Here is a 21,588-nt window from a genome sequence, read left to right on the forward strand (position 1 = left end):
AGGTGTGCGCCCGGCGGGCAAGGAACCCGGCCGGGGCGCACGCACCGGAGCCGGCCCCCTGGCCGCGGGCGCCGACGCGTGCCGCCTCCGTCCGCCGGCCGGTGGACTCGGCCACGACCACGGACCGGCCGCCCTCGCGGCGCGGAACCCCGGCAAGGTCCCGCAGCCGGGGGCCGGCGTCCGTCGGGGACGGGGGTGGTGAGTGGAGAAGGCGCGCTCGGGAGACTCGTACGCGCACGCCTGCTACGGTGCGCCCATGGCGGCGGAGCAGGCCGAACAGGCGCTCGTGGAACGGTGGCGGGACGTGCTCGCGCTGCATGCGCGCACCCAGTGCGAGATCGACCGCGCCCTGCACGGACACGGCCTGTGCGCCAGCGACTTCGAGGTCCTCGACATCCTCGCGCGGGGCCCCGGACCGGGCGGCTGCTCCTACCGCCTCCAGGAGATCTCCGAGCACGTCCATCTGAGCCAGAGCGCGCTCTCCCGGCTGGTCGCCCGGCTGGAGAAGGAGGGCCTCGCCGAGCGCGGGACGTGTCCGGAGGACCGGCGGGGAGTGAGGGTGTCGCTCACGGCGAAGGGGCGCGCGCTGCACGGCGAGGTACTGCCCGTGCAGCGCGCGGTGCTGGCCCGGATGCTCTCCGACGGCTGAGCGGCGGGGTCCTCAGCCCACGGCGGACGTCTCCCGCCAGAGCGCGGCGAGCTCCGGATCGCCCGACACCGCCGGTACCGGCACCCGGTTCCACAGTGCGAGATACAACTGCTCGGCGGGTCCGGACAGTTCGCACTCCGCGTCCCCGGCCGCGTCCCGGCTGGTCACCGGCGGCTCCTGGGACAGCCGTACGGTCCACACCGCGTCCGCGTCGGTCGCGCGCACCCGCAGGACACGGGGCGCCCGGGTGCGCACCCTGCTCCTGGGCCGCGCGTGGAACCCGCGCAGCAGCTCGTCGACGCCGTCCACGGCGAAGTCCGTGGCGACCGGCGACGGTGTGCCGCCGCGTGCCGACTCGGCGTCGAACCGGTGGACGGTCGTCTCGTGCGCCTGCCGGCGGGCCCAGAACGCGAGCGCGGAGGGCGGTCCGGGCAGGAAGGTGAAGCACTCCACGTCGGGCGCCGCACCCGTCAGGGTGTCCACCAGGCGGCGGTGGCCGTCGCGGTACCAGGCCACGAGCGCGGGGCCGTCCAGTGTGGGGTGTTCGTCCGTCGGGCGCGGCGCGGTGTGTCCGTCCGCGACGAAGGCCGCGGCCCACCGGTGCACCACACCGGTGTGCCGGACCAGGTCCCGCGTACGCCACCCCGGGCAGGTCGGCACGGCGGCGTCCGTGCCCGCCCGCTCCGCGGCGTCGGCCAGCAACTGGCCCTCTTTCTCCAGTGTTTCCAGGAACCAGGCAGTGTCCGTCATGGGCGGGAGTCTGCCGTACGGACGCCTGCCCGGGCCCTACGGGAGCGGGGTACCGCCCGTCGCGTTCACGATCTCCGCGGTGATGTACGACGCCTCCTGCGAGGCGAGGAAGACATACGCCGGGGCCATCTCGGCCGGCTGGGCCGGACGCCCGATGGGCGCCTGCTTGCCGAACTCCGCGGTGTCCGGCAGGGTCGCCGGGATCAGCGGCGTCCACACCGGCCCCGGCGCCACGGCGTTGACCCGGACACCCCGTTCGATCAGCATCTGCGCCAGTCCCTGGGTGAACGTGACGATGGCGCCCTTCGTGGTCGCGTAGTCCAGCAGGTGCGGGCTCGGCTTGTAGGCCTGTACGGAGGCCGAGTTGATGATGCTGCCGCCCTCCCGCATGTGCGGCACGGCCAGCTTGCACAGCCAGAACATGCCGTACAGGTTGGTCCGCATCACGCGGTCGAACTGCTCGGTGGAGATCGCCTCGATGCCGTCGGGCTGCGACATCTGGTACGCCGCGTTGTTCACCAGGATGTCGATCCGGCCGAACTCCGAGACCGCGCGGTCGATCAGCGCCCGGCAGTTCTCCTCGTCCCGCACGTCGCACGCGACGGGCACGGCCCGCCGGCCGGCCTCCTCCACCCACCGCACGGTCTCGGCGGCGTCGTCCTTCTCGCTGTCCAGGTACGTGAAGACCACGTCGGCGCCCTCGCGGGCGAACGCCAGGGCGACCGCCCGGCCGATCCCCGAGTCCCCGCCCGTGATCACGGCCTTGCGGTCCGCCAGCCGGCCGCTGCCCCGGTAGGAGTCCTCCCCGTGGTCCGGCGGCGGGTCCATGGGACCGGTCCAGCCGGGATGCGGCTGGTCCTGGGACGGGAAGTCGGGGGTCGGGTGCTGCTCGACGGGATTCTGCTGCTCGGTCACGGTCTCTCCCATGTCCCTGGAGGGGCGGTCGTGCGGTCGGCGCCCGCCGACGGAGAACCGGCGGACATCGTCGCCCGGGTACCCCCGTACCGCGCACCCGATCCGGTCCGCCCCACCGCCACCCGGACGGCCGGGGGACTGTTGCCTCCCGGTCGGCCGGGGGACCGGGCGGAATCAGTCCGCGCGCACGTGACGGGTGGCGAAGCCGATGACGGTGGCCACCGCCGCCAGCACCGCCACGCTGGTCAGCGCGGCCGGGAGGCTGAACCAGTCCGCCATGAAGCCGATCGCGGGCGGGCCGAGGAGCATGCCGCCGTAGCCCAGGGTGGAGGCGGTGGCGACCCCGCCGGCGCCCGCGAGCGCGCCCGCCCGCTCGACGGCCACGGGGAACAGGTTGGCGAGCCCGAGGCCGGTGACCGCGTAACCGAGCAGGGCCGCCCACAGGGACGGCGCGAGCGCGCCGAGCAGCATGCCGGCCGTCGCGGTGGAACCGCCGGCCAGGACGGTACGGGTCCGGCCCAGCCGTTCCAGCAGCGTCGTCCCGGAGAGCCGCCCGACCGTCATGGCCAGCGCGAAACAGGAGTACCCGACGGCCGCGGCGCCCGGCGAGGCGCCGAGGTCCTCCTCCAGGTGGAGCGCGCCCCAGTCGGCCAGCGCCCCTTCGCCGTACGCGGTGCACAGCGCGATGAGCCCGAAGACGATCACCAGCGCGCGGGTACGGCGGTCCGGCCGGCGCGGGGCGCCCTGCCCGGTCCGTCCCGCGTCCGCCGGGGTCGGCGGCTCGCACCGCATCAGCGCCCGCCCCGCGACGGCCGTCACGAGCAGCCCCACGGCGGCGAGCCCCCACAGATGCCGGGTGGGCGACAGCGAACCGGCGACCAGGGCGCCCAACCCCGCGCCGATCATGCCGCCCAGACTGAACGCGGCGTGGAAGCTCGGCATGACGGGCCGTCCCAGCGCGGCCACCAGGTCGACGGCGGCGCTGTTGAAGGCGACGTTGATCCCGCCGTACGCCGCGCCGAACAGCAGCAGTACGGTGCCGAGCGCGAGGACGGAACGGGTCAGCGGGGGCAGCCCGACGCTCAGGCAGAGCAGGACCGCGCAGACGACGGTGACGAGATGGCTGCCGTACCGGCGGCACAGGCGGCCGGTGAGCGTCATGGTGATCACGGCCCCGGCGGAGACGCCGAGCAGGGCCAGGCCGAGGGCGCTCGCGGAGGCGCCGGTCTGTTCCTTGATGGCGGGGATGCGCACCACCCAGCCGGCGAAGACGAAGCCGTCGAGGGCGAAGAAGGCGGTCAGGGCGAGACGGAGTCGGACGAGGTCGGTACCCGGCACCACACTGTGCGAACGGGTTTTGTTTATCAGTGGCACAAAGTCAGGCTAGGCAGCGTCGCGGCCTGCGGCAAGAGAGCCCTGAACGGGGCGGACGCGGCCGGTGTGCCGCCGCAGGGGTGGGGACGTTAACCCGTGTGATCGTCCCGGATGGTGGGACCGGGCGCCATGAATGAGCGTGGATCATGCCGGAGACCGGGACATCCGTGCTGACGAGGAGTCAGCTGCCCAGTCTCCCGTGGAAGGACTTCCAGATGCGCTCTGCCCGCATGGTGCTCGCCACCGCGACGGCCACGGCGGCCCTCGCCATCGCCGCGCCCGCAGCCTACGCCGACCACTCGGGCGACGGGGGCTACGACAAGTCTTCGCACAGCAAGGAGTACGACAAGGAGAGCAAGGAGAGCAAGGAGTACGACAAGGAGAGCAAGGAGAGCAAGGAGTACGGCAAGGAGAGCAAGCACGACAAGCCGCACGGCGGCGTGCACACGGGCGGTGGGGCCCTGACCGCCGTGGGCGAGGAGGACTGGGGCACCGCCAAGGACCCGAAGTACGACCCTGAGACGTACAAGGAGAAGGACGACTCGGGCAGCGAGGAGTCCTACGGCGGCAAGCAGGACAAGGAGTGGAGCAAGGAGGAGAAGCCGCGCGGCGGCATGCACACCGGTGGCGGCGGGCTCGCCGAGCCCGGTGTCACCGCGGGCGGTCTGGCCGCACTGGCGGTCCTCGGCACCGGTGCGTACGCGCTGCGCCGCAAGAAGGTCGCCGGGAGCGTGGCCTGAGCCATGCCCGGCTCCATAGACGGGGCCGTCGTACGTGCCTCGCGCGTCATGACGGCCCCGCTCGCTCGTCCGTGTGCCGTGTCCGAATGAGGTGGTCCCCCCGATGCCGGCCAGTCCCCCTTCCCCCCTCGAAACCGATCAGGCGTCGCCGACGCGGCGGAGGCTGCGCGCCGTCATGACGGCGGTCTTCTGGAGTGGAGCCGGCCTGCTGCTGGCCGCGACGCTGATGGGCGGCGGGGAGGGCCCTCCCGACGACGCGCACGGGCCGCGCGCGGCGTCCGCGGTCTCCGCCGCGCCGTCCACCCCCGCCGCGAGCGCCCCGGCCACCCGCGAACCGGCGGCCGAGCACCTGCCGCGGTCCGAGCCGAAGCGGCTGCTCATCCCCGCCATCGACGTCGACGCCCCCTTCATCGACCTCGCCATCGGCAGCAAGGGCCGGCTCGAACCGCCGCCGCCCCACAACACCAACCTGGTCGGCTGGTACGCCAAGGGCGTCTCCCCGGGCGAACGCGGTACGGCGATCATCGCCGGGCACGTGGACACGGCGACGTCCCCGGCCGTGTTCGCACGGCTCAGCGAACTGGAGAAGGGCGACCGCTTCCGGGTGCTGCGCGCCGACGGCGGCAAGGCGACGTTCGTGGTGGACGAGACGGAGTCCTTCAAGAAGGACGACTTCCCCGACGAGCGCGTGTACGCCGACACCCCCGACGCCCAGGTGCGGCTCATCACCTGCTCCGGGGACTACGACCACGCCGCCAAGGACTACACCGAGAACCTGGTGGTCTTCGCCCATCTCGTCTGAGCCGGCTGCCCGGAAGGGGGGAGGACGCCTTCCGGGCAGCGGTCCGTCAGGCCACGGAGCAGGCCGCGCCGTTCAGGCCGAACGCCGTGGGGCTGGGGTTCGCGCCGGTCCGCGAGGCCGTGAAGCCCAGGGAGACCGAGCCGGACGCGGGGATCGACGCGGTGTACGGGGCGGACGCGACGCTGACCTCGGAACCGTTCTGCGTCGGCGTGCCGCCCCACATGTTGGTGATCCGCTGGTCGGCCGGGAAGGTCCAGGTCAGTGTCCAGCCGTTGACCGCCGAGCTGCCGGTGTTGCGGACGGTGACCTCGCCCTGGAAGCCGCCGGGCCACTCGCCGGTCACCCGGTAGCCGATCGCACAGGCGCCCGTCGTGCCGCCGGAGGACGTGGTGACGGTCACCGTGGCGGAGCGCTGCGAGCGGTTGCCGGCGGCGTCCCGGGCGTAGACGGCGAAGGTGTAGGACGTGTCCGCGGTGAGGCCGGTGAGGGTGGCGGAGGTGCCGGCCGTCGTGGTGACGACGGTCTCCGCGCCGCCGCTGATCCGTACGACGTCGTAGCCCGTGACACCGTTCGCGTCGGTGGCGGCGCCCCAGGTGAGGGTCGCGGACGAGGCGGTCACCGCCGAGGCGGCCGGGGTGCCGGGAACGGTCGGGGCCGTGGTGTCGTCGCCCGGGCCGGATCCGTAGACCGCGGCCTCCTCGGACGTGGCGGCGATGCCGTCGGCGCCGTTGAAGAGGCGCTCGCCCCAGCTGGTGAGCTGGTTCGGGTCGAAGTCCGTGACCATGTCGAGGTACTCGACGCCGCCGCCGTTGCCGCTCCAGGACCAGCCGAGGTAGCCGAGGCCGAGCTGCCGGGTGACGGCCAGGATGGCGTCCTCGTCGGGGTCGCCGTCGGAGTGGTTGTGGCCGAACTCGCCGACCACGATGGGGAGTTTCGCCGAGACGAAGCGCCCCAGGTAGTCGCTGATCTCGGCGGCGGTGTCGAAGACGCCGTACATGTGGATGGAGAACACGGTGTTGGCGTCCGGGTCGGCGGCGAAGACCGAGGCGGCGTTGTCGCGCATCGTGAACGCCCAGTCCTGGCCCCAGTTGGGGGCGTCGACCATCAGCGTGTGGTCGAACCCGGCGGCGCGCAGCTTCTGGACGGCGGCCTTGGTGTCGGCCGTCCAGGCCGTGTAGTCGGTGTTGCCGTACGGCTCGTTGCCGATGTTGACGATGACGTAGTCCTCCTGGCCGGCCAGGGCGCTCTGGACGCCGATCCAGTAGTCGGCGGCCCGGGAGAGGGTGGCCGCTCCGCTCTGCTCGCCGTAGCCGGTGGTGTCGTGCACCTCCAGGACGCAGATCAGCCGGTTCTGCTTGCACTGCGCGACCACGTTCGCCACGTCGGCGGCGTCGTTGCGGGTCCAGCGGTCGCCGCTGGAGAGGACGACGCGCACGGTGTTGGCGCCCTTGGCCTTGATGTGCGCCAGCGAGCCGATCCGGTCGGCGTACCAGGTGTGCGCGTGGTTGACACCACGCATCACGAAGTCGTTCCCGGAGGCTTCGAGGAGCCGGCCGTTCTCGACGCGGAACCCGGTGGGCGCCGCGTGCGCCGGAGTGGTGAAGGCGAGGAACGGGAGGAGGAGTCCCAGGAGGGCGGCGAGCAGGCCGACGGCTCGTGGGGAGGCGGGTGTACGGGGTCTCATGGCGGCTCCAGTGGGGGTGCGGTCGGCTGTCCTTGCTGTGCGCCGTGCGTCGGTCCGTGCGTGCGGTCAGGAGGTGGCCGTGCAGTCGACGGTCGCCGCCGGGGCCGAGGAGGTTGCCGGGGCGGTGGCGATGAAGCCGAAGGCGGCGCTCGCGCCGGGGGCGAGGGCCCCGTTCCAGCTCGCGTTGGTGACGGTGGCCGTGCCGTCGGCGGCCGTGCCGAGGGTGCCGTTCCAGAGCTGGCTGACGCGCGCGCCGTTCGCCGGTACGACCGTCACCGTCCAGCCCGTGACGGGGGCGGCGGAGGTGTTGCGTACCGTCACCTCGGCCTGGTAGCCGCCCTGCCAGGTGGAGACCGCCCGGAAGGAGACGGTGCAGGTGGCTTCGCCGGGCTCGTCCGGGTCGTCGGGATCATCCGGGTCGCCGGGGACGCCCTCCTTCAGCAGTGCGGCCAGGGCCGGGAACCAGCGTGCGGCGATCTTCTCGTTGCCGGCGTCGTTCGGGTGGACGCCGTCATAGGTGTCGGTGGCCGTGTCGAAACCCGTCCACTGGTCGACCACGGTCACCGGGGAGCGGTCGGTGCTCGTCGCCGCGGCCCACGCGGGGACACGGGCGTTGAAGTCGGCCACGCGCTGGGCGCAGGCGGCGCAGGTGCCGGGGTTCATGGGGATGATCTGGGCGACGAGGACCCGCATGTCCGGGTTGGACTCCCGCATCTGGCCCACGAGCTTCGTGTAGGCGGCGAGGATGCGGTCGGGGGAGACGCTGCTCCAGACGTCGTTCGTGCCGAAGTGCATGACAACGATGTCCGGCAGCGTCGCCGCCAGCCGTGCGGGGAGCAGGTCCTGGTCCGCCACGTTGGTGACCAGTTCGCCGCCGTGCCCTTCGTTGTCCCCGTCGTGCGCCACGCCGCAGCCCTGGGCGGGCAGGGTGCCGACGAAGTCGATGTCCGTGTGCCCGGCGTCCAGCAACCGGTTCCACAGCAGGGCCCGCCAGCAGCCCGGCGACCCGGTGATGGAGTCGCCCAGCGGCATGACGCGCACCGGGTCGGCCGCCGCCGGCGCGGCCGCCGCACCCGGCGCGAGGATCAGCCCGAGGGGGAGGAGCAGGGCGGCCAGCAGGCCGAGGAGTGGAAGCGTGCGTAAGCGCAGGAGGCGGGTGTCGCGCATGGTTTCCCCTTCCGTGGATGAGGTGGGAGCGCTCCCATGGGGTCATCAAGCCACTGTTGTCATTGACGCGTCAAGAGGTGGGACGGATTGCGGTCCCGCCGCCCCGATGCCCGTACGCCGTCGGGGCGCGGCCTCTGCGTGCCGCGCCCCGACCGGCGGATGACGCGTTCGATCAGGTCCGGGCGCCCTTCCGGGGCAGCGCCTTGCGCACCAGCGGCCAGGCCAGCAGCAGCACGACGACCGCGTAGACGATCACCGAGAACGGTGTGTCGACCAGACCCGTGACGCTGCCGTCGCTGATCTGCAGGGCGCGGCGCAACTGCTGTTCGGCGGCCGGGCCGAGGATCACCCCGAGGACGGCGGGCAGCACCGGCAGTCCGTACCGCCGCATGCCGAACCCGATCAGGCCGATGACCAGCAGGATCACCAGATCGATCACCTCGCCGCCGACCGCGTACGCGCCCACCGCCGCGAAGAACATGATCCCGGCGTACAGGTACGGCCGCGGGATGCGCAGCAGCTTCGCCCACACCGGGGCCAGCGGCAGGTTGAGGGCGAGCAGCAGCACCATGCCGACGAACAGCGAGGCGATCAGGCCCCACACCAGGTCGGGTTCGCGTTCGAAGAGCAGCGGTCCCGGCTGGATGCCGTACTGCTGGAACGCGGCCAGCATCACCGCCGCGACCGCCGTGGTCGGCAGGCCCAGGGTCAGCATGGACACCAGCGTGCCCGCCGCCGAGGCCGACGCCGCCGACTCGGGGCCCGCGACACCCTCGATCGCGCCCTTGCCCCACTCGTCCTCGTGCTTCGACAGCCGCTTCTCCGTGACGTACGACAGGAACGTCGGGATCTCCGCGCCGCCCGCCGGGATCGCGCCGAACGGGAAGCCGATGAACGGGCCGCGCGCCCAGGACTTCCAGGTGCGCTTCACATCGGCGCGGCCCAGCCACGGCCGGCCCACCGGGATCGGGTCCGGCGGCCGGCGCCGCAGGTGCGCGGCCACCCACAGCGCCTCACCGATCGCGAACAGACCCACCGCGACGATCACCACGTCGACACCGTCGGCGAGTTGCAGCGAGCCGAACGTCAGCCGCTGCTGGCCGGTCATCTGGTCCAGGCCCACCAGACCGATCGTCAGCCCGATCAGCAGCGAGGCCAGACCCCGGATCCGGGACGAACCCAGCACCGACGTCACCGCGATGAACGCCAGCACCATGATGGCGAAGTAGTCCGGGGCGCCGATGTCCACCGCCAGGTCCGCGACCGTCGGAGCCAGCGCCACCAGCAGGACCGTGCCGACCATGCCGCCCGCGAAGTGCCCGATGGCGGCGGCCGCGAGGGCCTGCGCGCCGCGCCCCGACCTGGCCATGGGGTTGCCCTCCATGGCCGCGACCACGGCCGCGCTCTCACCGGGCGTGTTCAGCAGGATGGAGGTGGTCGAACCGCCGAACATCGCGCCGTAGTAGATCCCGGCGAACATGATGAACGCGCCGGTCGGCTCGAGCCCGTACGTCACCGGCAGCAGCAGCGCCACCGCCATCGCCGGGCCGATGCCGGGCAGCACACCGATCGCCGTGCCGAGCAGCACACCCACGGCGGCCCAGAGCAGATTGAGCGGGGTGAGGGCCGTACCGAAGCCGTCCATGAGGGAGTTGAGGGTGTTCATCTCACAGCACTCCCATCAGCGGACCACCGGGCAGCGGCACTCCGAGCAGGTTGTTGAACACGGCGTAGGTGACGAAGGAGACCACCGCCGCGATCAGCGGATCGCGGTCGGGTCTGCGGCTGCCGAGCGCGAGGGCCGCGCCCCAGAAGAGCAGCGCGCCCGCGACGGGGAAGCCCAGCGGCTCGATGAGGACGGCGGCGCCGAGGAACACCCCGGCGAGCAGCGACACCGTGCGCCAGTCGGCGGGTTCGGACAGGTCGACGTCCTCACCGGTCTCGGCCTGCCCCCGGCCGCCGCGCAGCACGTCGACGGCGAGGAGCGCGGCGATGACGAGCAGGCCGGCACCGACCACGACCGGCACGGTCCTCGGGCCGACGGGGCCGCGCTGGGTGATGTCGACGTCCATGGTGAGCGCGTCGGTCAGGACGAGCACGCCGAGGGCCAGCAGCAGGGCGCAGACGCCGAGTTCGGAGTGGTCGCGGAGCCAGGAGCGGCGTCCGTCGGTGGGCGTGGGCGTGGGGGTGGCGCCGGTGGCCGGTGTCGTCACAGTCCGAGCTCCTTCAGCACCGAGACCACGCGCTTGTCCTCGGAGTCCAGGAACGCGCCGAACTCCTCGCCGGTCAGGAAGGCGTCGTCCCAGCCGTTGCGCTTCATCGACTCCCGCCACTCCTTGGAGCCGTGCAGCTCCCGCACCAGGCGTACGAGCTTGTCGCGCTCGGCGTCGGTGAGGCCGGGCGGGGCGACGATGCCGCGCCAGTTGGTGAAGTTCACGTCGTAACCCGCCTCCTGGAGGGTCGGCGCGTCGAGTCCCGCGACGCGTTCCGGGCCGGTGACCGCGAGCAGCCGCAGCTCACCGGAGTTGATCTGGTCGAGGTACTCACCGACACCGGAGACACCGAAGGTGACCTTGTTGCCGAGGATCGAGGCGAGCAGTTCGCCGCCGCCGTCGAAGGGGATGTAGTTGACCTCCTTCGGTGGGATACCGGCCGCCCGCGCCATCAGCATCGGCGCGAGGTGGTCGGGCCCGCCGGGGGAGGACCCGCCGCCCACCGGGAGCCTGCCGGGGTCCTCCTTCCAGGCGCCGATCAGATCGTCGACCGTCTTGTACGGGGAGTCCTTCCCGACCACGACGACGTCCTGCTCCTCGGTGAGCCGGGCGATCGGGGTGGTGTCCGCGAGGGTCTTCGGCGCGTCGTTGGAGCGGACGGCGCCGACCACGCCCAGGCCCATCGACATGGCGAGCTTGCCGTTGCCGTGCTCGCTCACCAGCCGGCTCAGGCCGACGGTGCCGCCGGCGCCGGGCAGGTTGAACACCTCGATGGAGTGGGTGAGCCCGGCGTCCTCGGCGTTCTTCGCGGCCGTACGGGCCGTGATGTCGTAGCCGCCGCCGGGCGAGTTGGGAACCATGAAGCGCAGGCCCGGGATCTGCGTGCCGGTCTCGGTGCCGCTGCCGGTCGTGAGCAGCGGCGGGCCCACGAGTACGAGCACGGCGGCCCCGAGCAGGGCGAGGGGTGTGCGCAGGCGCACGAATGCCACCACCTGTCGGTCGGTCGTCTGGGATCACGCCAGGCCCTGTGGGGGAGGGTGACGCGGGCCACATGGTGCCCGCGCGCCGCCGGGCTGTCGCGCTTGCGGAAGCAATGGAGGTTGTGGTCATTGCGTCAGCGAGGGTGCGCCAGTGGTGCACGTCTCTTTCCCCAGCCGCAGGTGGGGGCCATGATGGGCGGTCCCGGTCACCTCACCGACGCGGTGGCGGAAGGAGTAAGCCGATGGACAGTGGTCGGGGCGATCGCCCTGCGCCCGCGACAGCCGACGCGATCGATGTGCTCGTGGTCGACGACGACTTCCGGGTGGCCCGGGTGCACCGGGCCTACGTCGAACGCCTCGACGTGTTCCGGGTCGTCGGTGCCGTGGGGACGGGGGAGCAGGCCGTCGCCGCCGTGGACGAACTCCGTCCCGATCTGGTGCTGCTCGACCTGTACCTGCCCGATGTGTTCGGTCTCGATGTCATCCCCCGGCTGCGGACCGCCGGGCACGACTGCGACGTGATGGTCATCAGCGCCGCCCGGGAGGCGGACGCGGTGCGCGGCGCGGTGCGGCACGGGGTCGTCGACTATCTGCTCAAGCCGTTCGACTTCGAGGACCTGCGGGGACGTCTGGAGCGCTACGCGGTGCAGCGCGGGCGGCTGCTCGACACGGTGGTGCGCGGTCAGGCGGACGTCGACCGGGTGCTGGCGGGCGGTGCGGCGGGGCCGGTGTCCCCGGCGCTGCCCAAGGGCATGAGCGCGGAGACCGCAGGGCTGGTCGAGCGCACCCTGCGCGAGACCGACGGCACCCTGTCGGCCACCGAGTGCGCCGCTCTGACCGGGGTCTCGCGGGTCAGCGCCCGACGGTATCTGGAGTACTTCCACACCGTGGGCGCCGTGGAGGTGTCGCTGCGCTACGGGGCGACGGGACGGCCCGAGCGGCGGTACCGGTTCCTGGGGCAGGGTGGAGGGCTGCGGTCGGGGGGTGGGCTGCGGGCGTAGGGGGTCCGGATTTGGTTTCGGCTTCGGATTTCGGCTTCGGGTTCGGGTTTCGGTTTCGGCTTCGGTTGATCTCGAATACGGGGCATGGGGTTGTCCCTGTCTGCGGGCGGGCCTAGGGTCGACCATGAGAGTAAGCGCTTTCTAAGACGCTTTCCGGTCTGCCTTCGTCGTCGTTCCGAGGAGCGCCGCATGTCCTTGTCCCCCGTCCGCCGCCGTGTCGCCGTCGTCGGCACCGGCGCCATCGTCACCGGTGGCCATCTGCCCGCGCTGCGCGCCCACGCCGACCGCACCGAACTGGTCGCCGCCGTCGACGTGGACCAGGGCCGGCTCGACGCCTTCCGCGCGACCGCCGGGGAGCAGGTCGCCGGGTTCACCTCGATGAGCGCGATGCTGGACGCCGTACGGCCGGACCTGGTGCTGATCGGGACCCCGCCGTCGTTCCACCGGGAGCAGACGGTGGCCGCGCTCAAGGCCGGCGCCTGGGTGCTGTGCGAGAAGCCGTTGTGCCTGTCGCTCGCCGAGTACGACGACATCGCGGCCGCCGAGGAGGCCTCGGGGGCGTACGCCTCCGTGATCTTCCAGCACCGCTACGGCTCCGGCGCCGTCCACGCCCGTGAGCTGATCCGCGGCGGTGAGCTGGGTGCCCCGCTGGTCGCGCACTGCCAGACCACCTGGCACCGGGACAGCGCGTACTACTCCGTGCCCTGGCGCGGACGCTGGGCCACCGAGGGCGGCGGGCCCACCATGGGGCACGGCATCCACCAGTTCGACCTGCTGCTGCACCTGCTCGGCGAGTGGGAGGAGATACGGGCCATGGCTGCGCGCCTCGTCCACGACACCGAGAGCGAGGACGTCTCCACCGCCCTGGTCCGCTTCCGGGGCGGCGCGCTCGCGACCGTCGTCAACAGCGTGCTCTCGCCGGACGAGGTGAGCCGGATCCGTGTCGACTGCGCCGACGCGACGGTCGAACTCACCCATCTGTACGGGCACGTCAACGACGACTGGGCCTACACCCCGGCCCGGCACGTCCCCGCCGAGCGTGCCGCGGCGTGGCGTACGCCCTCGCGGGACGTGCCCAGTTCGCACACGGCGCAGCTGGGCACCCTCCTCGACGCCTACGACGCCGGTACGCGACCGCCGGGGAGCGGGGCGGAGGCGCGGAGCACCCTCGAGTTCGCCGCCGCCCTGTACAAGGCCGCGTTCACCGGGCTGCCGGTGCGGGCCGGGGAGATCGGCCCCGGTGATCCGTTCTACGCAGCCATGCACGGTGGTCACTCCGACTGGGCGCCCGAGGAGCACTGATGAGTATCCGCGTCACCCATGAGGTCGGCGATGCCGTGGTGGTGACGGCCGCGGGGGGAACGGAGATCCTGCGGTACGTCTACCGGCCCGACCCCGAGGCGTTCGAGTCCCGGAAGCCGTACGCCCATCCGGTGCGGACGCTGGGCGGGCGTACGGTCACCGGGTACCGGCCGAACGACCACCGCTGGCACAAGGGGCTTCAGATGACGGCCAGTCATCTGTCCGGACAGAACTTCTGGGGCGGCAACTCGTATGTGCACGGTCGGGGTTACCTGCCCCTGCCCGAGCGTATCGGGTCGATGCGGCACGACGGGTTCTCCGCCTTCGAGGCCGGGGCCGACCGGTTCGACTGCACCGAGAACCTGACGTGGGTGGAGAACGGCGGTGCCGAGTGGGCCCGGGAGGAGCGCGGACTGCGTGTCCACTCGGTCGACGAGGAGGCCGGGGCCTGGGTGCTGGACTGGTCGATCCGGCTCACGAACCTGCGTGACGTGCCACTGGAGTTCGGCTCACCCACCACCGCCGGCCGTGAGATGGCCGGTTACACCGGGCTGCAGTGGCGCGGGCCGCGCGACTTCACGGGCGGTACGGTCCTCGTGCCGGACGTCGGCGCGGGCGCCGGTGCCGAGGCCGGGGAACTCATGGGCGCGCAGGGGCCGTGGCTCTCGTTCAGTGCCGAACACGACGAGCACGACGGTCACTCCACGCTCGTCTTCGCGCACGCGCCGGAGAACCTCGACGGGAGCGCCGTCCATCCGTCGCACTGGTTCGTGCGCTCGCAGCCCATACCGTCGGTCGCGTTCTCCTGGGCGTTCTTCGAGGAGTTCGCGCTGCCGCCGGGGGAGTCCTTCTCGTACCGCTACCGGATCGTGGTCGCGGACGGTGCGTGGGAGCGGGAGCGGGTGGAGGCGCACCTGGACGGCCTGCCGTGGTGAGTGGGTCCGATCCGCTCCCCGGCGCGGTCGGTCTGTCGCATCTCAGCGCCTACGACTGGGAGGCCGCCGACGGGGTGTGCGGCGGTAGTCCGCATCTGCATCTGGTGTGCACGGAGGCGTACGTCGTCACCGGGGGCCGGGGTGCCGTGCAGACGCTGGGTTCCGACGGGTACCGGGACATCCCGCTGCGGCCGGGGACGGTGGCCTGGTTCACGCCGGGGACCGTGCACCGGATGGTGCAGGGCGGTGACCTGCGGGTCACGGTGCTGATGCAGAACAGCGGGCTGCCGGAGGCCGGGGACGCGGTGTTCACCTTCCCGGCGGAGGTGCTGGCCGATCCCGGACGGTACGCGGACGCCGCGACGCTTCCGGCCGGGACGGGCACGAGGGCGGAGGCGGCGGCGCGGCGGCGACGGGACCTCGCGGTCGAGGGATACCTCGTGCTGCGGGAGGCGCTTTCCGCCGGTGACGACGGGCCGTACCGGGAGTTCCTGCGAGCGGCCGCGGGGCTGGTGCGGGAACGGGTGCCGGTGTGGCGGGAGTTGTGGCGGGCGGGTGCGCTGGCGGCCGCGGAACGCACGGGTGCGCAGTTGGACGCGCTGGCGGGCGGTGACTTCGCCCATCTGGCCGGGGCGGCGGCGTACCGGGCGGAGCCCAGCCGGCGTGGCGGGTACGGGATGTGCGGGCGGCGGGACGAGTACGGGCTGCCGGGGGTCACCGTGCCGTACGGGGGCGGGTGAACCCGCCGCCCTCGCGGACGGCGCCGGGACTCTCCCGGTGCCGTCGGACCGGCGGAGTCTGCTTGGATGTCGCAGGTGACGAACGGCTCCCCGGGTCCCCGTGCGGACGAGGCCGGTTCCGGCCGGACGGCCGCCCTGCTGGAACGCGCCGCCGGTCGGGACAGTCAGGCCTGGAGCGACCTCTGGACGGAGCTGTACCACGACGGCACGCTCGACGTGTCCCATCCGCCGGTGCTGCCCGCGCTGACGGACATGGCCGAGGGGGACGACGCCGACACGGCCGCTTCGGCCCTCCATCTGGCCGGCGCGCTCCTCGGCCAGGCCGATCAGCGGTACGAGACCCGGGACCTGCGGGACCGGCGGGCACCCGAGGTCGCGCGCCTGCCGGCCGCCGCCCACCGGTGGCGCCGGGTCACCAGGGACCGCAACGACTACTGCCACCTGCTCGAAGCGGTCCTGGAGCTGGAAGGCGACATCCCCTGGGGAGAGGAGCTGGCCCGGGGCATCGTCAGCGAGGAGTACGAGCTCGAATGCCCTGACGAGGACTGCTCCGCGGTGCTGTGGGTGGTCATCGGTGAGCGGGGCTTCTTCAGCACGTCGGAGGAGTACACCCTCTCCGACGGTGTCGAGACCCACCCCCTCCGCCCGGCCGCTCCCGGTGCTCTCGACGGCCTCGGCCGCCGCCTCCACGGGCTGGCCCTGGCGGACGGCCACGAGGACGTGGCGCATGCCCTGGCCCATGCCTTCGGCGAGGCGACCTGTCCGCAGTGCGAGAGGCGCTGCTCCGTCGTCGGACAGGTCATCGCTCGTTCGGGCTGAGCCCGCGGGTGCGGGACCGCGGTCGACGGACCGGGAGTGATCCCCGTCACCGGCGGCCGCGGAGCGGGCCGTGCCGGCGTCCGTGGGTCACGGCCGGCGCGGGGACCGCATCCGGTGCGGGGCGTACGACGCCGGAAGCCGGGCCGCGCCCACGGCCAGCGCGGTGGCCGCACTGGCGATGCCCAGAATCGCCCCGGCGGCCACATCACCCGGATAGTGCACACCCGTGTGCACCCGCGAGTACCCCACCGCACACGCCAGCGCCCCCAACGGGACCGACGCCGCGGGCAGCACCGTGCCCACCGCCGTCGCGAACGCGACCGCCGACGCCGTGTGCCCCGAGGGGAACGACGCCGATGTGGGCATCCGCACGTGCCGGTCCACGGTCACCCGCGCCGCCTCCCGGTCCGGCCGGGCCCTGCGGACCAGCCGCTTGCCCAGCAGATTCGCCGACGCCGACGCCACGGCTATGGCGCCGACCCCGGCCAGCGCCGCCCGCCGCGGCCGCGCCCCGCTCAGTGCGAGGACCCCGGCGATGGCGAACGAGATCTTGGAGTGGTCGGCCGTGTGGGACAGCCTGCGCAGCGCCCGGTCGAGCGTGGGCGTCGGCGTGGCGGCGACCGCCGCGTACAGGGCGCCGTCCACGGCTCTGAGGTCGCCGAGGACCGCGGAGGCGACCCTGCGCAGTCCGTCGGCGGGCGGCACGGGCTTGGTGAGCGGACGGGTGACGTCCTGGTGGTCGGTGGTGGGCGGCTCGCTCATCTGTCTCTCCCGCGGTGGCATCGTCGACGAATCACCAGGTGCCCACGGTACGCATGATCCATCCGCATGCACGCGCCCACCCCGGCCGGCCCGTGGTCACCGTGCCGGTCCTGTCCAGGACCTCGCCCGCCTGCGTGCCCGCGGCGCCTCAGCCCAGGGCACGGTCCAGGTTGAACGCGGCGCTGATCAGGGCGAGGTGGGTGAACGCCTGAGGGAAGTTGCCCTGTTGCTCCCCGGTGTGGCTGATCTCCTCGGCGTACAGGCCGAGATGGTTGCCGTAGGTCAGCATCTTCTCGAAGGCGAGGGACGCCTCGTCGAGGCGCCCGGCGCGGGTCAGCGCCTCGACGTACCAGAACGAGCAGATGGAGAACGTGCCCTCGTCGCCGTGCAGTCCGTCGGGGCTCACCAGCGGGTCGTAGCGGTAGACCAGCGAGTCGGACACCAGGTCCTCGGTGAGGGAGTCGAGCGTCGACAGCCACTTCGGGTCGGTCGGCGCGATGAACTTCGCCAGCGGCATCATCAGGATCGCCGCGTCCAGCACCTCCCCGCCCTCGTGCTGCACGAAGGCCCGGCGCGACGCCGACCAGCCATGGCTCATGATCCGCCGGTAGATGGTGTCGCGGCTCGACTGCCAGCGGGGAAGGTCGGCGGGCAGGCCCCGCCGGTTGGCCATACGGATGGCGCGCTCGATCGCCACCCAGCACATCAGGCGCGAGTACAGGAAGTTCTTCCGTCCGCCGCGCGTCTCCCAGATGCCCTCGTCGGGCTGGTCCCAGTGCGCGCACACCCAGTCCACCAGCGCCGTCACATGGTCCCACTGCTCGCTGGAGACGGGCTCTGCCCACTTGTCGTAGAGGTAGATGGAGTCGATCAGCGCTCCGTAGACGTCCAGTTGGAGCTGGTCGGCCGCCGCGTTGCCGACGCGGACCGGTGCCGAGCCGTGGTGGCCCTCCAGATGGCCGAGTTCACGTTCGGGGAGGTCGGTGCGGCCGTCGATGCCGTACATGATCTGCAGCGGGCCGGAGGCCTTGCGGTCGCCCGGACTGATGTGCCGGGAGACGAACCCCATGAACGCCTCGGCCTCCCCGGTGAAGCCCAGCCGCAGCAGCGCGTACACGCAGAACGCCGCGTCGCGCACCCATACGTACCGGTAGTCCCAGTTGCGTTCCCCGCCGAGCTCCTCGGGCAGGCTGGTCGTCGGCGCCGCCACGATCGCCCCGGTCGGCGCGTAGGTGAGCAGCTTCAGGGTGAGGGCGGAGCGGTGCACCATCTCCCGCCAGCGGCCCCGGTACCGCGAGGAGGACAGCCACCGCCTCCAGTACGCCACCGTCGCGGCGAACTGCCGCTCCGCCTCCCCGCACTCGCAGCGGCTCGGCGTCACCTCCTGGCCGACCCGGTCCAGGGCGAACACCGCCGTCTCCCCCTCGGCCAGCTTGAACTCGGCCCGTACGTCCGGCCCGTCGGTCTCCATCGGGACGGTCGCGGTGAGCGCCAGGGACAGTCCCTCCGAGTCGAAGACCGCGATGCCGCCGGTCAGCCGCACGGTGTGCGGGCGGGAGCCGTAATCGAACCGCGGCGCCACCAGCGTCCGGAACGGCAGGGAGCCGCGTACGCACAGCACCCGCCGGATCAGCCGGTGCCGGGCCTCGTCGGCCGGCGTGCCGCCGACCGGCATGAAGTCCTGCACCTCACCGACCCCGTCCTCGGTGAAGAACCGGGTGATCAGGACATTGGTGTCGGGGAAGTAGAACTGCTTGGTACGGGCCGGCACGGCCGCCGCCAGTTCGAAGCAGCCGCCCCGCTCGGTGTCCAGGATCGCGCCGAACACGCTCGGCGCGTCGAAGGACGGGCAGCAGTACCAGTCGATGGTGCCGTCGGTGCCCACCAGCGCCACGCTGCGCAGATCACCGATCAGCCCGTGGTCGGCGATCGGCACGTACCGGCGCGTGCGGGACTCGTCCCGTTCCCTGGTCGTCCCGTCCATCGCAGCCTCCCTGGGCCGGCACGCCGTGCTCATGTGCCAGCTTAGGCAGCTTCCGCCGGACCGGCTCAGGCCACCACGACCCGCAGTCCCGCCTCCTCGAAGCGGCGTACCGTCTCCGGGTCCGCGCCCGTGTCCGTGACCAGGGTGTCCACCTGCTCGGCGGCGCAGATCCGGGCGAACGCCCGCCGGCCCAGTTTGCTGGAGTCGGCGGCCACGATCACCCGCTCGGCCCGCTCGCACAGCAGCCGGTTGACCGCCGCCTCCGCCTCGTCGTGGGCCGCCGCCCCGTGCACGGCGTCGAAGGCGACGACACCGAGCACCGCCGCATCGAGGGTGATCTGCCCCAGCACACCGTCCGCGAGCGGCCCGACCAGCTCGTACGACTGGGCCCGCGCCACCCCGCCGGTCAGCACGATCTTGAACTGGGGGCGCACGGCCAGCTCGTTGGCGATGTTGAGCGCGTTCGTCACCACGGTCAGCGCGGGCGAGCCCGAGGTGAGGTCTCCGCGTACGGCCAGTGCCCGCGCCACCTCCGTGGTGGTCGTCCCGCCGGTCAGCCCGACCGCCTCGCCCGGCGCGACGAGATCCGCCACCGCCTTCGCGACGCGCTGCTTCTCGGAGGCGTGCCGCGCGGTCTTGTAGCGCAGCGGCAGCTCGTACGACACCCCGTGCACCACCGCGCCGCCACGGGTGCGCACCAGCATCTGCTGTTCGGCGAGCTGGTCGAAGTCGCGCCGGATCGTCGCGGCCGACACCGCCAGTTCGCCGGCCGCCTCCTCGACGTCCAGCCGGCCGCGCTCGACGAGCAGCTCCAGCAGCGTCTTCCAGCGGGCGTCCCGCGACATCCGCCCTCCCGTCATCCTCTTGGTCTCCCTCGGTCTTCGGTGACCCTAACGCACCCGACCTTCGATTGGATGCTTGATTTTGCTCGAAAACTCGCTCAATGTTGCAAGAACAATCATCGAGCCTTCGGGGGTGCGGCATGATCCATGTCAAGGACGAACTGAGCAGTCAGCCCGAGTGCTGGAGCCGCGCCGCCGCGCAGGCCCCCTCCCACGCCCCGGTGCTGCCGGCAGCGGGGGAGCGGGTCGCGGTGGTCGGCTGCGGGACGTCGTACTTCATGGCGCAGGCGGTCGCGGCCCTGCGCGAGAACGCGGGCCAGGGCGAGACCGACGCCTTCGCCGCCTCGGAGTTCCCGCACCACCGGGCCTACGACCGTGTCGTCGCCCTCACCCGCTCCGGGACCACCACCGAAGTCCTCGACCTGCTGGGCCGGTTGAAGGACGGAACCCGTACCACCGCGGTCACCGCCGATCCGGCCACCCCCGTGATGTCACTCGCCGACGAGACGGTCGTCCTCGGTTACGCGGACGAACGCTCCGTCGTCCAGACCCGCTTCGCCACCACGGCCCTCACCCTTTTCCGCGCCCATCTGGGCCTGCACTCCGACGCGGTCGTCGAGGACGGGCGTACGGCCCTCCGTGAACCGCTGCCCGAAGGGCTCGTGGACCGCGACCAGTTCACCTTCCTCGGCCGCGGCTGGAGCGTCGGCCTGGCCAACGAGGCCGCACTGAAGATGCGTGAGGCGGCCCTCGCCTGGACGGAGGCCTACCCGGCGATGGAGTACCGGCACGGACCCATCAGCATCACCACCTCCACCACCGCGACCTGGATGTTCGGTGACGCCCCTGAGGGGCTGGCCCGGCAGGTGCGGGACACCGGCGGGCTGTGGATCGAGGGCACCCTCGACCCGCTCGCCGAACTCGTCCGCGTCCAGCGGCTCGCGGTCGCCGTCGCCGCGGCCCGCGGCCTGGACCCCGACCGGCCCCGCCACCTCACCCGCTCGGTCGTCCTCGGGCCCTGACCCGTCGGAAAGGACGGAACTCCGCAGGAGAGGACGGACCGTGCCCCTCACCACCACCGGCGAGCTCGTCACCCGCGCCGCCGCCCGCCGCTCGGCGGTCGCCTCGTTCAACGTCATCACCCTCGAACACGTCGAGGCCGTCATCGCCGGCGCCGAGTCGGCGAACGCCCCCGTCGTCCTCCAGGTCAGCGAGAACGCCGTGAAGTTCCGCCACGGCCGGCTGCTCCCGCTCGCCCGCGCCGCCGTCGCCGCCGCCGAACGCGCCGCCGTTCCCGTCGCCCTGCACCTCGACCACGTACAGAGCGACACCCTGCTGCGCCAGGCCCCGGACGCCGGATTCGGCTCCGTGATGTACGACGCGGCCCGGCTGCCCTACGCCGACAACCTCGCCGCGACCCGGGCCGCCGTCGACTGGGCCCACGCCCAAGGACTGTGGATCGAGGCCGAGTTGGGTGAGATCGGCGGCAAGGGCGGGCAGGCCGCGCCGGATGCCCACGCCCCGGGCGCCCGTACCGACCCCGGCCGGGCCCGCGCCTTCGTCGCCGACTCCGGCGTGGACGCGCTGGCCGTCGCCATCGGCACCACCCACGCCATGACCACCCGCACCGCCGCCCTCGACCACGCCCTCCTCGAACGGCTGGCCACCACCCTGGACGTCCCCCTCGTCCTGCACGGCTCCTCCGGCCTCCCCGACGACGAACTCGCCGCGGCGGTCACGGGCGGCATCGCCAAGGTCAATGTGGGAACGGCCCTGAACATCGCCATGACCGGCGCGATCAGGGAGTTCCTCACCGCCCACCCGGGGGCGGTCGACTCCCGCGGCTACCTCACGGTGGGCCGGGAGGCGATGACACGGGCGGTGACGGCGATCATCGAGGTGCTGGGGCCGGCCCCCGCGGAGCCCTGA

At 72.7% G+C, this 21,588-nt stretch carries 21 protein-coding genes; 10 read left to right on the plus strand and 11 right to left on the minus strand.

From position 1 onward, the window contains the following. Positions 1-256 precede the first annotated feature (256 nt). Complete coding sequence (locus ACIA6T_RS20450) at positions 257-649, plus strand: MarR family winged helix-turn-helix transcriptional regulator (RefSeq protein ID WP_399447880.1); 393 nt, start codon at positions 257-259, stop codon at positions 647-649. A 12-nt stretch (positions 650-661) separates the two neighbouring features. On the opposite strand, the gene ACIA6T_RS20455 is transcribed toward ACIA6T_RS20450, so the two are convergent. The 3 genes from ACIA6T_RS20455 to ACIA6T_RS20465 all read right to left on the minus strand — a co-directional run bounded on the left by ACIA6T_RS20455 (position 662) and on the right by ACIA6T_RS20465 (position 3,652). Next, positions 662-1,399 (minus strand): maleylpyruvate isomerase family mycothiol-dependent enzyme, encoded by a 738-nt coding sequence (locus ACIA6T_RS20455; protein ID WP_399447881.1) that lies wholly within the window; start codon positions 1,397-1,399, stop codon positions 662-664. Positions 1,400-1,435: 36 nt separating this feature from the next. Further along, the gene (locus tag ACIA6T_RS20460; RefSeq protein ID WP_399447882.1) at positions 1,436-2,326 is read right to left on the minus strand and encodes an SDR family oxidoreductase; all 891 of its coding nucleotides are present in this window, start codon (positions 2,324-2,326) and stop codon (positions 1,436-1,438) included. A 162-nt stretch (positions 2,327-2,488) separates the two neighbouring features. Then, on the minus strand, positions 2,489-3,652 hold the full coding sequence (locus ACIA6T_RS20465; protein ID WP_399447883.1) for an MFS transporter: 1,164 nt from the start codon (positions 3,650-3,652) through the stop codon (positions 2,489-2,491). A gap of 251 nt (positions 3,653-3,903) precedes the next feature. Here ACIA6T_RS20465 and ACIA6T_RS20470 point away from each other — a divergent pair, with 251 nt between their 5' ends. Both ACIA6T_RS20470 and ACIA6T_RS20475 read left to right on the plus strand, forming a co-directional pair. Next, complete coding sequence (locus tag ACIA6T_RS20470; protein WP_399447884.1) at positions 3,904-4,428, plus strand: hypothetical protein; 525 nt, start codon at positions 3,904-3,906, stop codon at positions 4,426-4,428. 175 nt (positions 4,429-4,603) lie between these two features. Further along, positions 4,604-5,230 carry a class F sortase gene (locus ACIA6T_RS20475; protein ID WP_399447885.1) on the plus strand — a complete coding sequence of 209 codons (627 nt, stop codon included), beginning with the start codon at positions 4,604-4,606 and terminating at the stop codon, positions 5,228-5,230. Positions 5,231-5,276: 46 nt separating this feature from the next. On the opposite strand, the gene ACIA6T_RS20480 is transcribed toward ACIA6T_RS20475, so the two are convergent. The 5 genes from ACIA6T_RS20480 to ACIA6T_RS20500 all read right to left on the minus strand — a co-directional run bounded on the left by ACIA6T_RS20480 (position 5,277) and on the right by ACIA6T_RS20500 (position 11,274). Further along, positions 5,277-6,914: a cellulase family glycosylhydrolase gene (locus tag ACIA6T_RS20480; RefSeq protein ID WP_399447886.1), complete on the minus strand. Its 1,638-nt coding sequence runs from the start codon at positions 6,912-6,914 to the stop codon at positions 5,277-5,279. A 66-nt stretch (positions 6,915-6,980) separates the two neighbouring features. After that, a complete protein-coding gene (locus ACIA6T_RS20485; protein ID WP_399447887.1) occupies positions 6,981-8,081 on the minus strand; it encodes a GDSL-type esterase/lipase family protein in 1,101 nt (366 codons plus the stop codon). Positions 8,082-8,253: 172 nt separating this feature from the next. After that, positions 8,254-9,747, minus strand: a complete 1,494-nt coding sequence (locus ACIA6T_RS20490; protein WP_399447888.1) for a tripartite tricarboxylate transporter permease — start codon at positions 9,745-9,747, stop codon at positions 8,254-8,256. Position 9,748: 1 nt separating this feature from the next. Then, entirely contained in the window at positions 9,749-10,294 is a 546-nt protein-coding gene (locus ACIA6T_RS20495) for a tripartite tricarboxylate transporter TctB family protein (protein WP_399447889.1), read from the minus strand. Continuing rightward, a complete protein-coding gene (locus tag ACIA6T_RS20500; protein ID WP_399447932.1) occupies positions 10,291-11,274 on the minus strand; it encodes a Bug family tripartite tricarboxylate transporter substrate binding protein in 984 nt (327 codons plus the stop codon). Before ACIA6T_RS20500 ends, ACIA6T_RS20495 begins: the two co-directional genes overlap by 4 nt. Before the next feature lie 242 nt (positions 11,275-11,516). On the opposite strand from ACIA6T_RS20500, the gene ACIA6T_RS20505 reads away from it, so the two are divergent. From ACIA6T_RS20505 to ACIA6T_RS20525, 5 genes are all read left to right on the plus strand, one after another. After that, positions 11,517-12,275 (plus strand): response regulator, encoded by a 759-nt coding sequence (locus tag ACIA6T_RS20505; protein WP_399447890.1) that lies wholly within the window; start codon positions 11,517-11,519, stop codon positions 12,273-12,275. 189 nt (positions 12,276-12,464) lie between these two features. Next, complete coding sequence (locus ACIA6T_RS20510; RefSeq protein ID WP_399447891.1) at positions 12,465-13,577, plus strand: Gfo/Idh/MocA family protein; 1,113 nt, start codon at positions 12,465-12,467, stop codon at positions 13,575-13,577. Continuing rightward, positions 13,577-14,512: a PmoA family protein gene (locus ACIA6T_RS20515; RefSeq protein ID WP_399447892.1), complete on the plus strand. Its 936-nt coding sequence runs from the start codon at positions 13,577-13,579 to the stop codon at positions 14,510-14,512. The genes ACIA6T_RS20510 and ACIA6T_RS20515 overlap by 1 nt, the downstream gene beginning before the upstream one ends. Then, complete coding sequence (locus tag ACIA6T_RS20520; RefSeq protein ID WP_399447893.1) at positions 14,506-15,252, plus strand: cupin domain-containing protein; 747 nt, start codon at positions 14,506-14,508, stop codon at positions 15,250-15,252. The genes ACIA6T_RS20515 and ACIA6T_RS20520 overlap by 7 nt, the downstream gene beginning before the upstream one ends. Positions 15,253-15,318: 66 nt before the next feature. Then, the gene (locus ACIA6T_RS20525) at positions 15,319-16,071 is read left to right on the plus strand and encodes a hypothetical protein (protein ID WP_399447894.1); all 753 of its coding nucleotides are present in this window, start codon (positions 15,319-15,321) and stop codon (positions 16,069-16,071) included. Between the two features lie 87 nt (positions 16,072-16,158). On the opposite strand, the gene ACIA6T_RS20530 is transcribed toward ACIA6T_RS20525, so the two are convergent. From ACIA6T_RS20530 to ACIA6T_RS20540, 3 genes are all read right to left on the minus strand, one after another. Next, complete coding sequence (locus tag ACIA6T_RS20530; protein ID WP_399447895.1) at positions 16,159-16,833, minus strand: phosphatase PAP2 family protein; 675 nt, start codon at positions 16,831-16,833, stop codon at positions 16,159-16,161. A gap of 148 nt (positions 16,834-16,981) precedes the next feature. Next, on the minus strand, positions 16,982-18,817 hold the full coding sequence (locus ACIA6T_RS20535; protein ID WP_399447896.1) for a glycoside hydrolase family 15 protein: 1,836 nt from the start codon (positions 18,815-18,817) through the stop codon (positions 16,982-16,984). A gap of 65 nt (positions 18,818-18,882) precedes the next feature. Then, positions 18,883-19,662, minus strand: a complete 780-nt coding sequence (locus ACIA6T_RS20540; protein WP_399447933.1) for a DeoR/GlpR family DNA-binding transcription regulator — start codon at positions 19,660-19,662, stop codon at positions 18,883-18,885. A 137-nt stretch (positions 19,663-19,799) separates the two neighbouring features. Between ACIA6T_RS20540 and ACIA6T_RS20545 the strand changes: the two genes are divergently transcribed. Both ACIA6T_RS20545 and ACIA6T_RS20550 read left to right on the plus strand, forming a co-directional pair. Then, on the plus strand, positions 19,800-20,681 hold the full coding sequence (locus ACIA6T_RS20545; RefSeq protein ID WP_399447897.1) for an SIS domain-containing protein: 882 nt from the start codon (positions 19,800-19,802) through the stop codon (positions 20,679-20,681). Between the two features lie 40 nt (positions 20,682-20,721). Next, complete coding sequence (locus ACIA6T_RS20550; protein ID WP_399447898.1) at positions 20,722-21,588, plus strand: ketose-bisphosphate aldolase; 867 nt, start codon at positions 20,722-20,724, stop codon at positions 21,586-21,588.

The organism is Streptomyces sp. NPDC051740 (assembly GCF_044453165.1).
GTDB lineage: Bacteria > Actinomycetota > Actinomycetes > Streptomycetales > Streptomycetaceae > Streptomyces > Streptomyces atrovirens.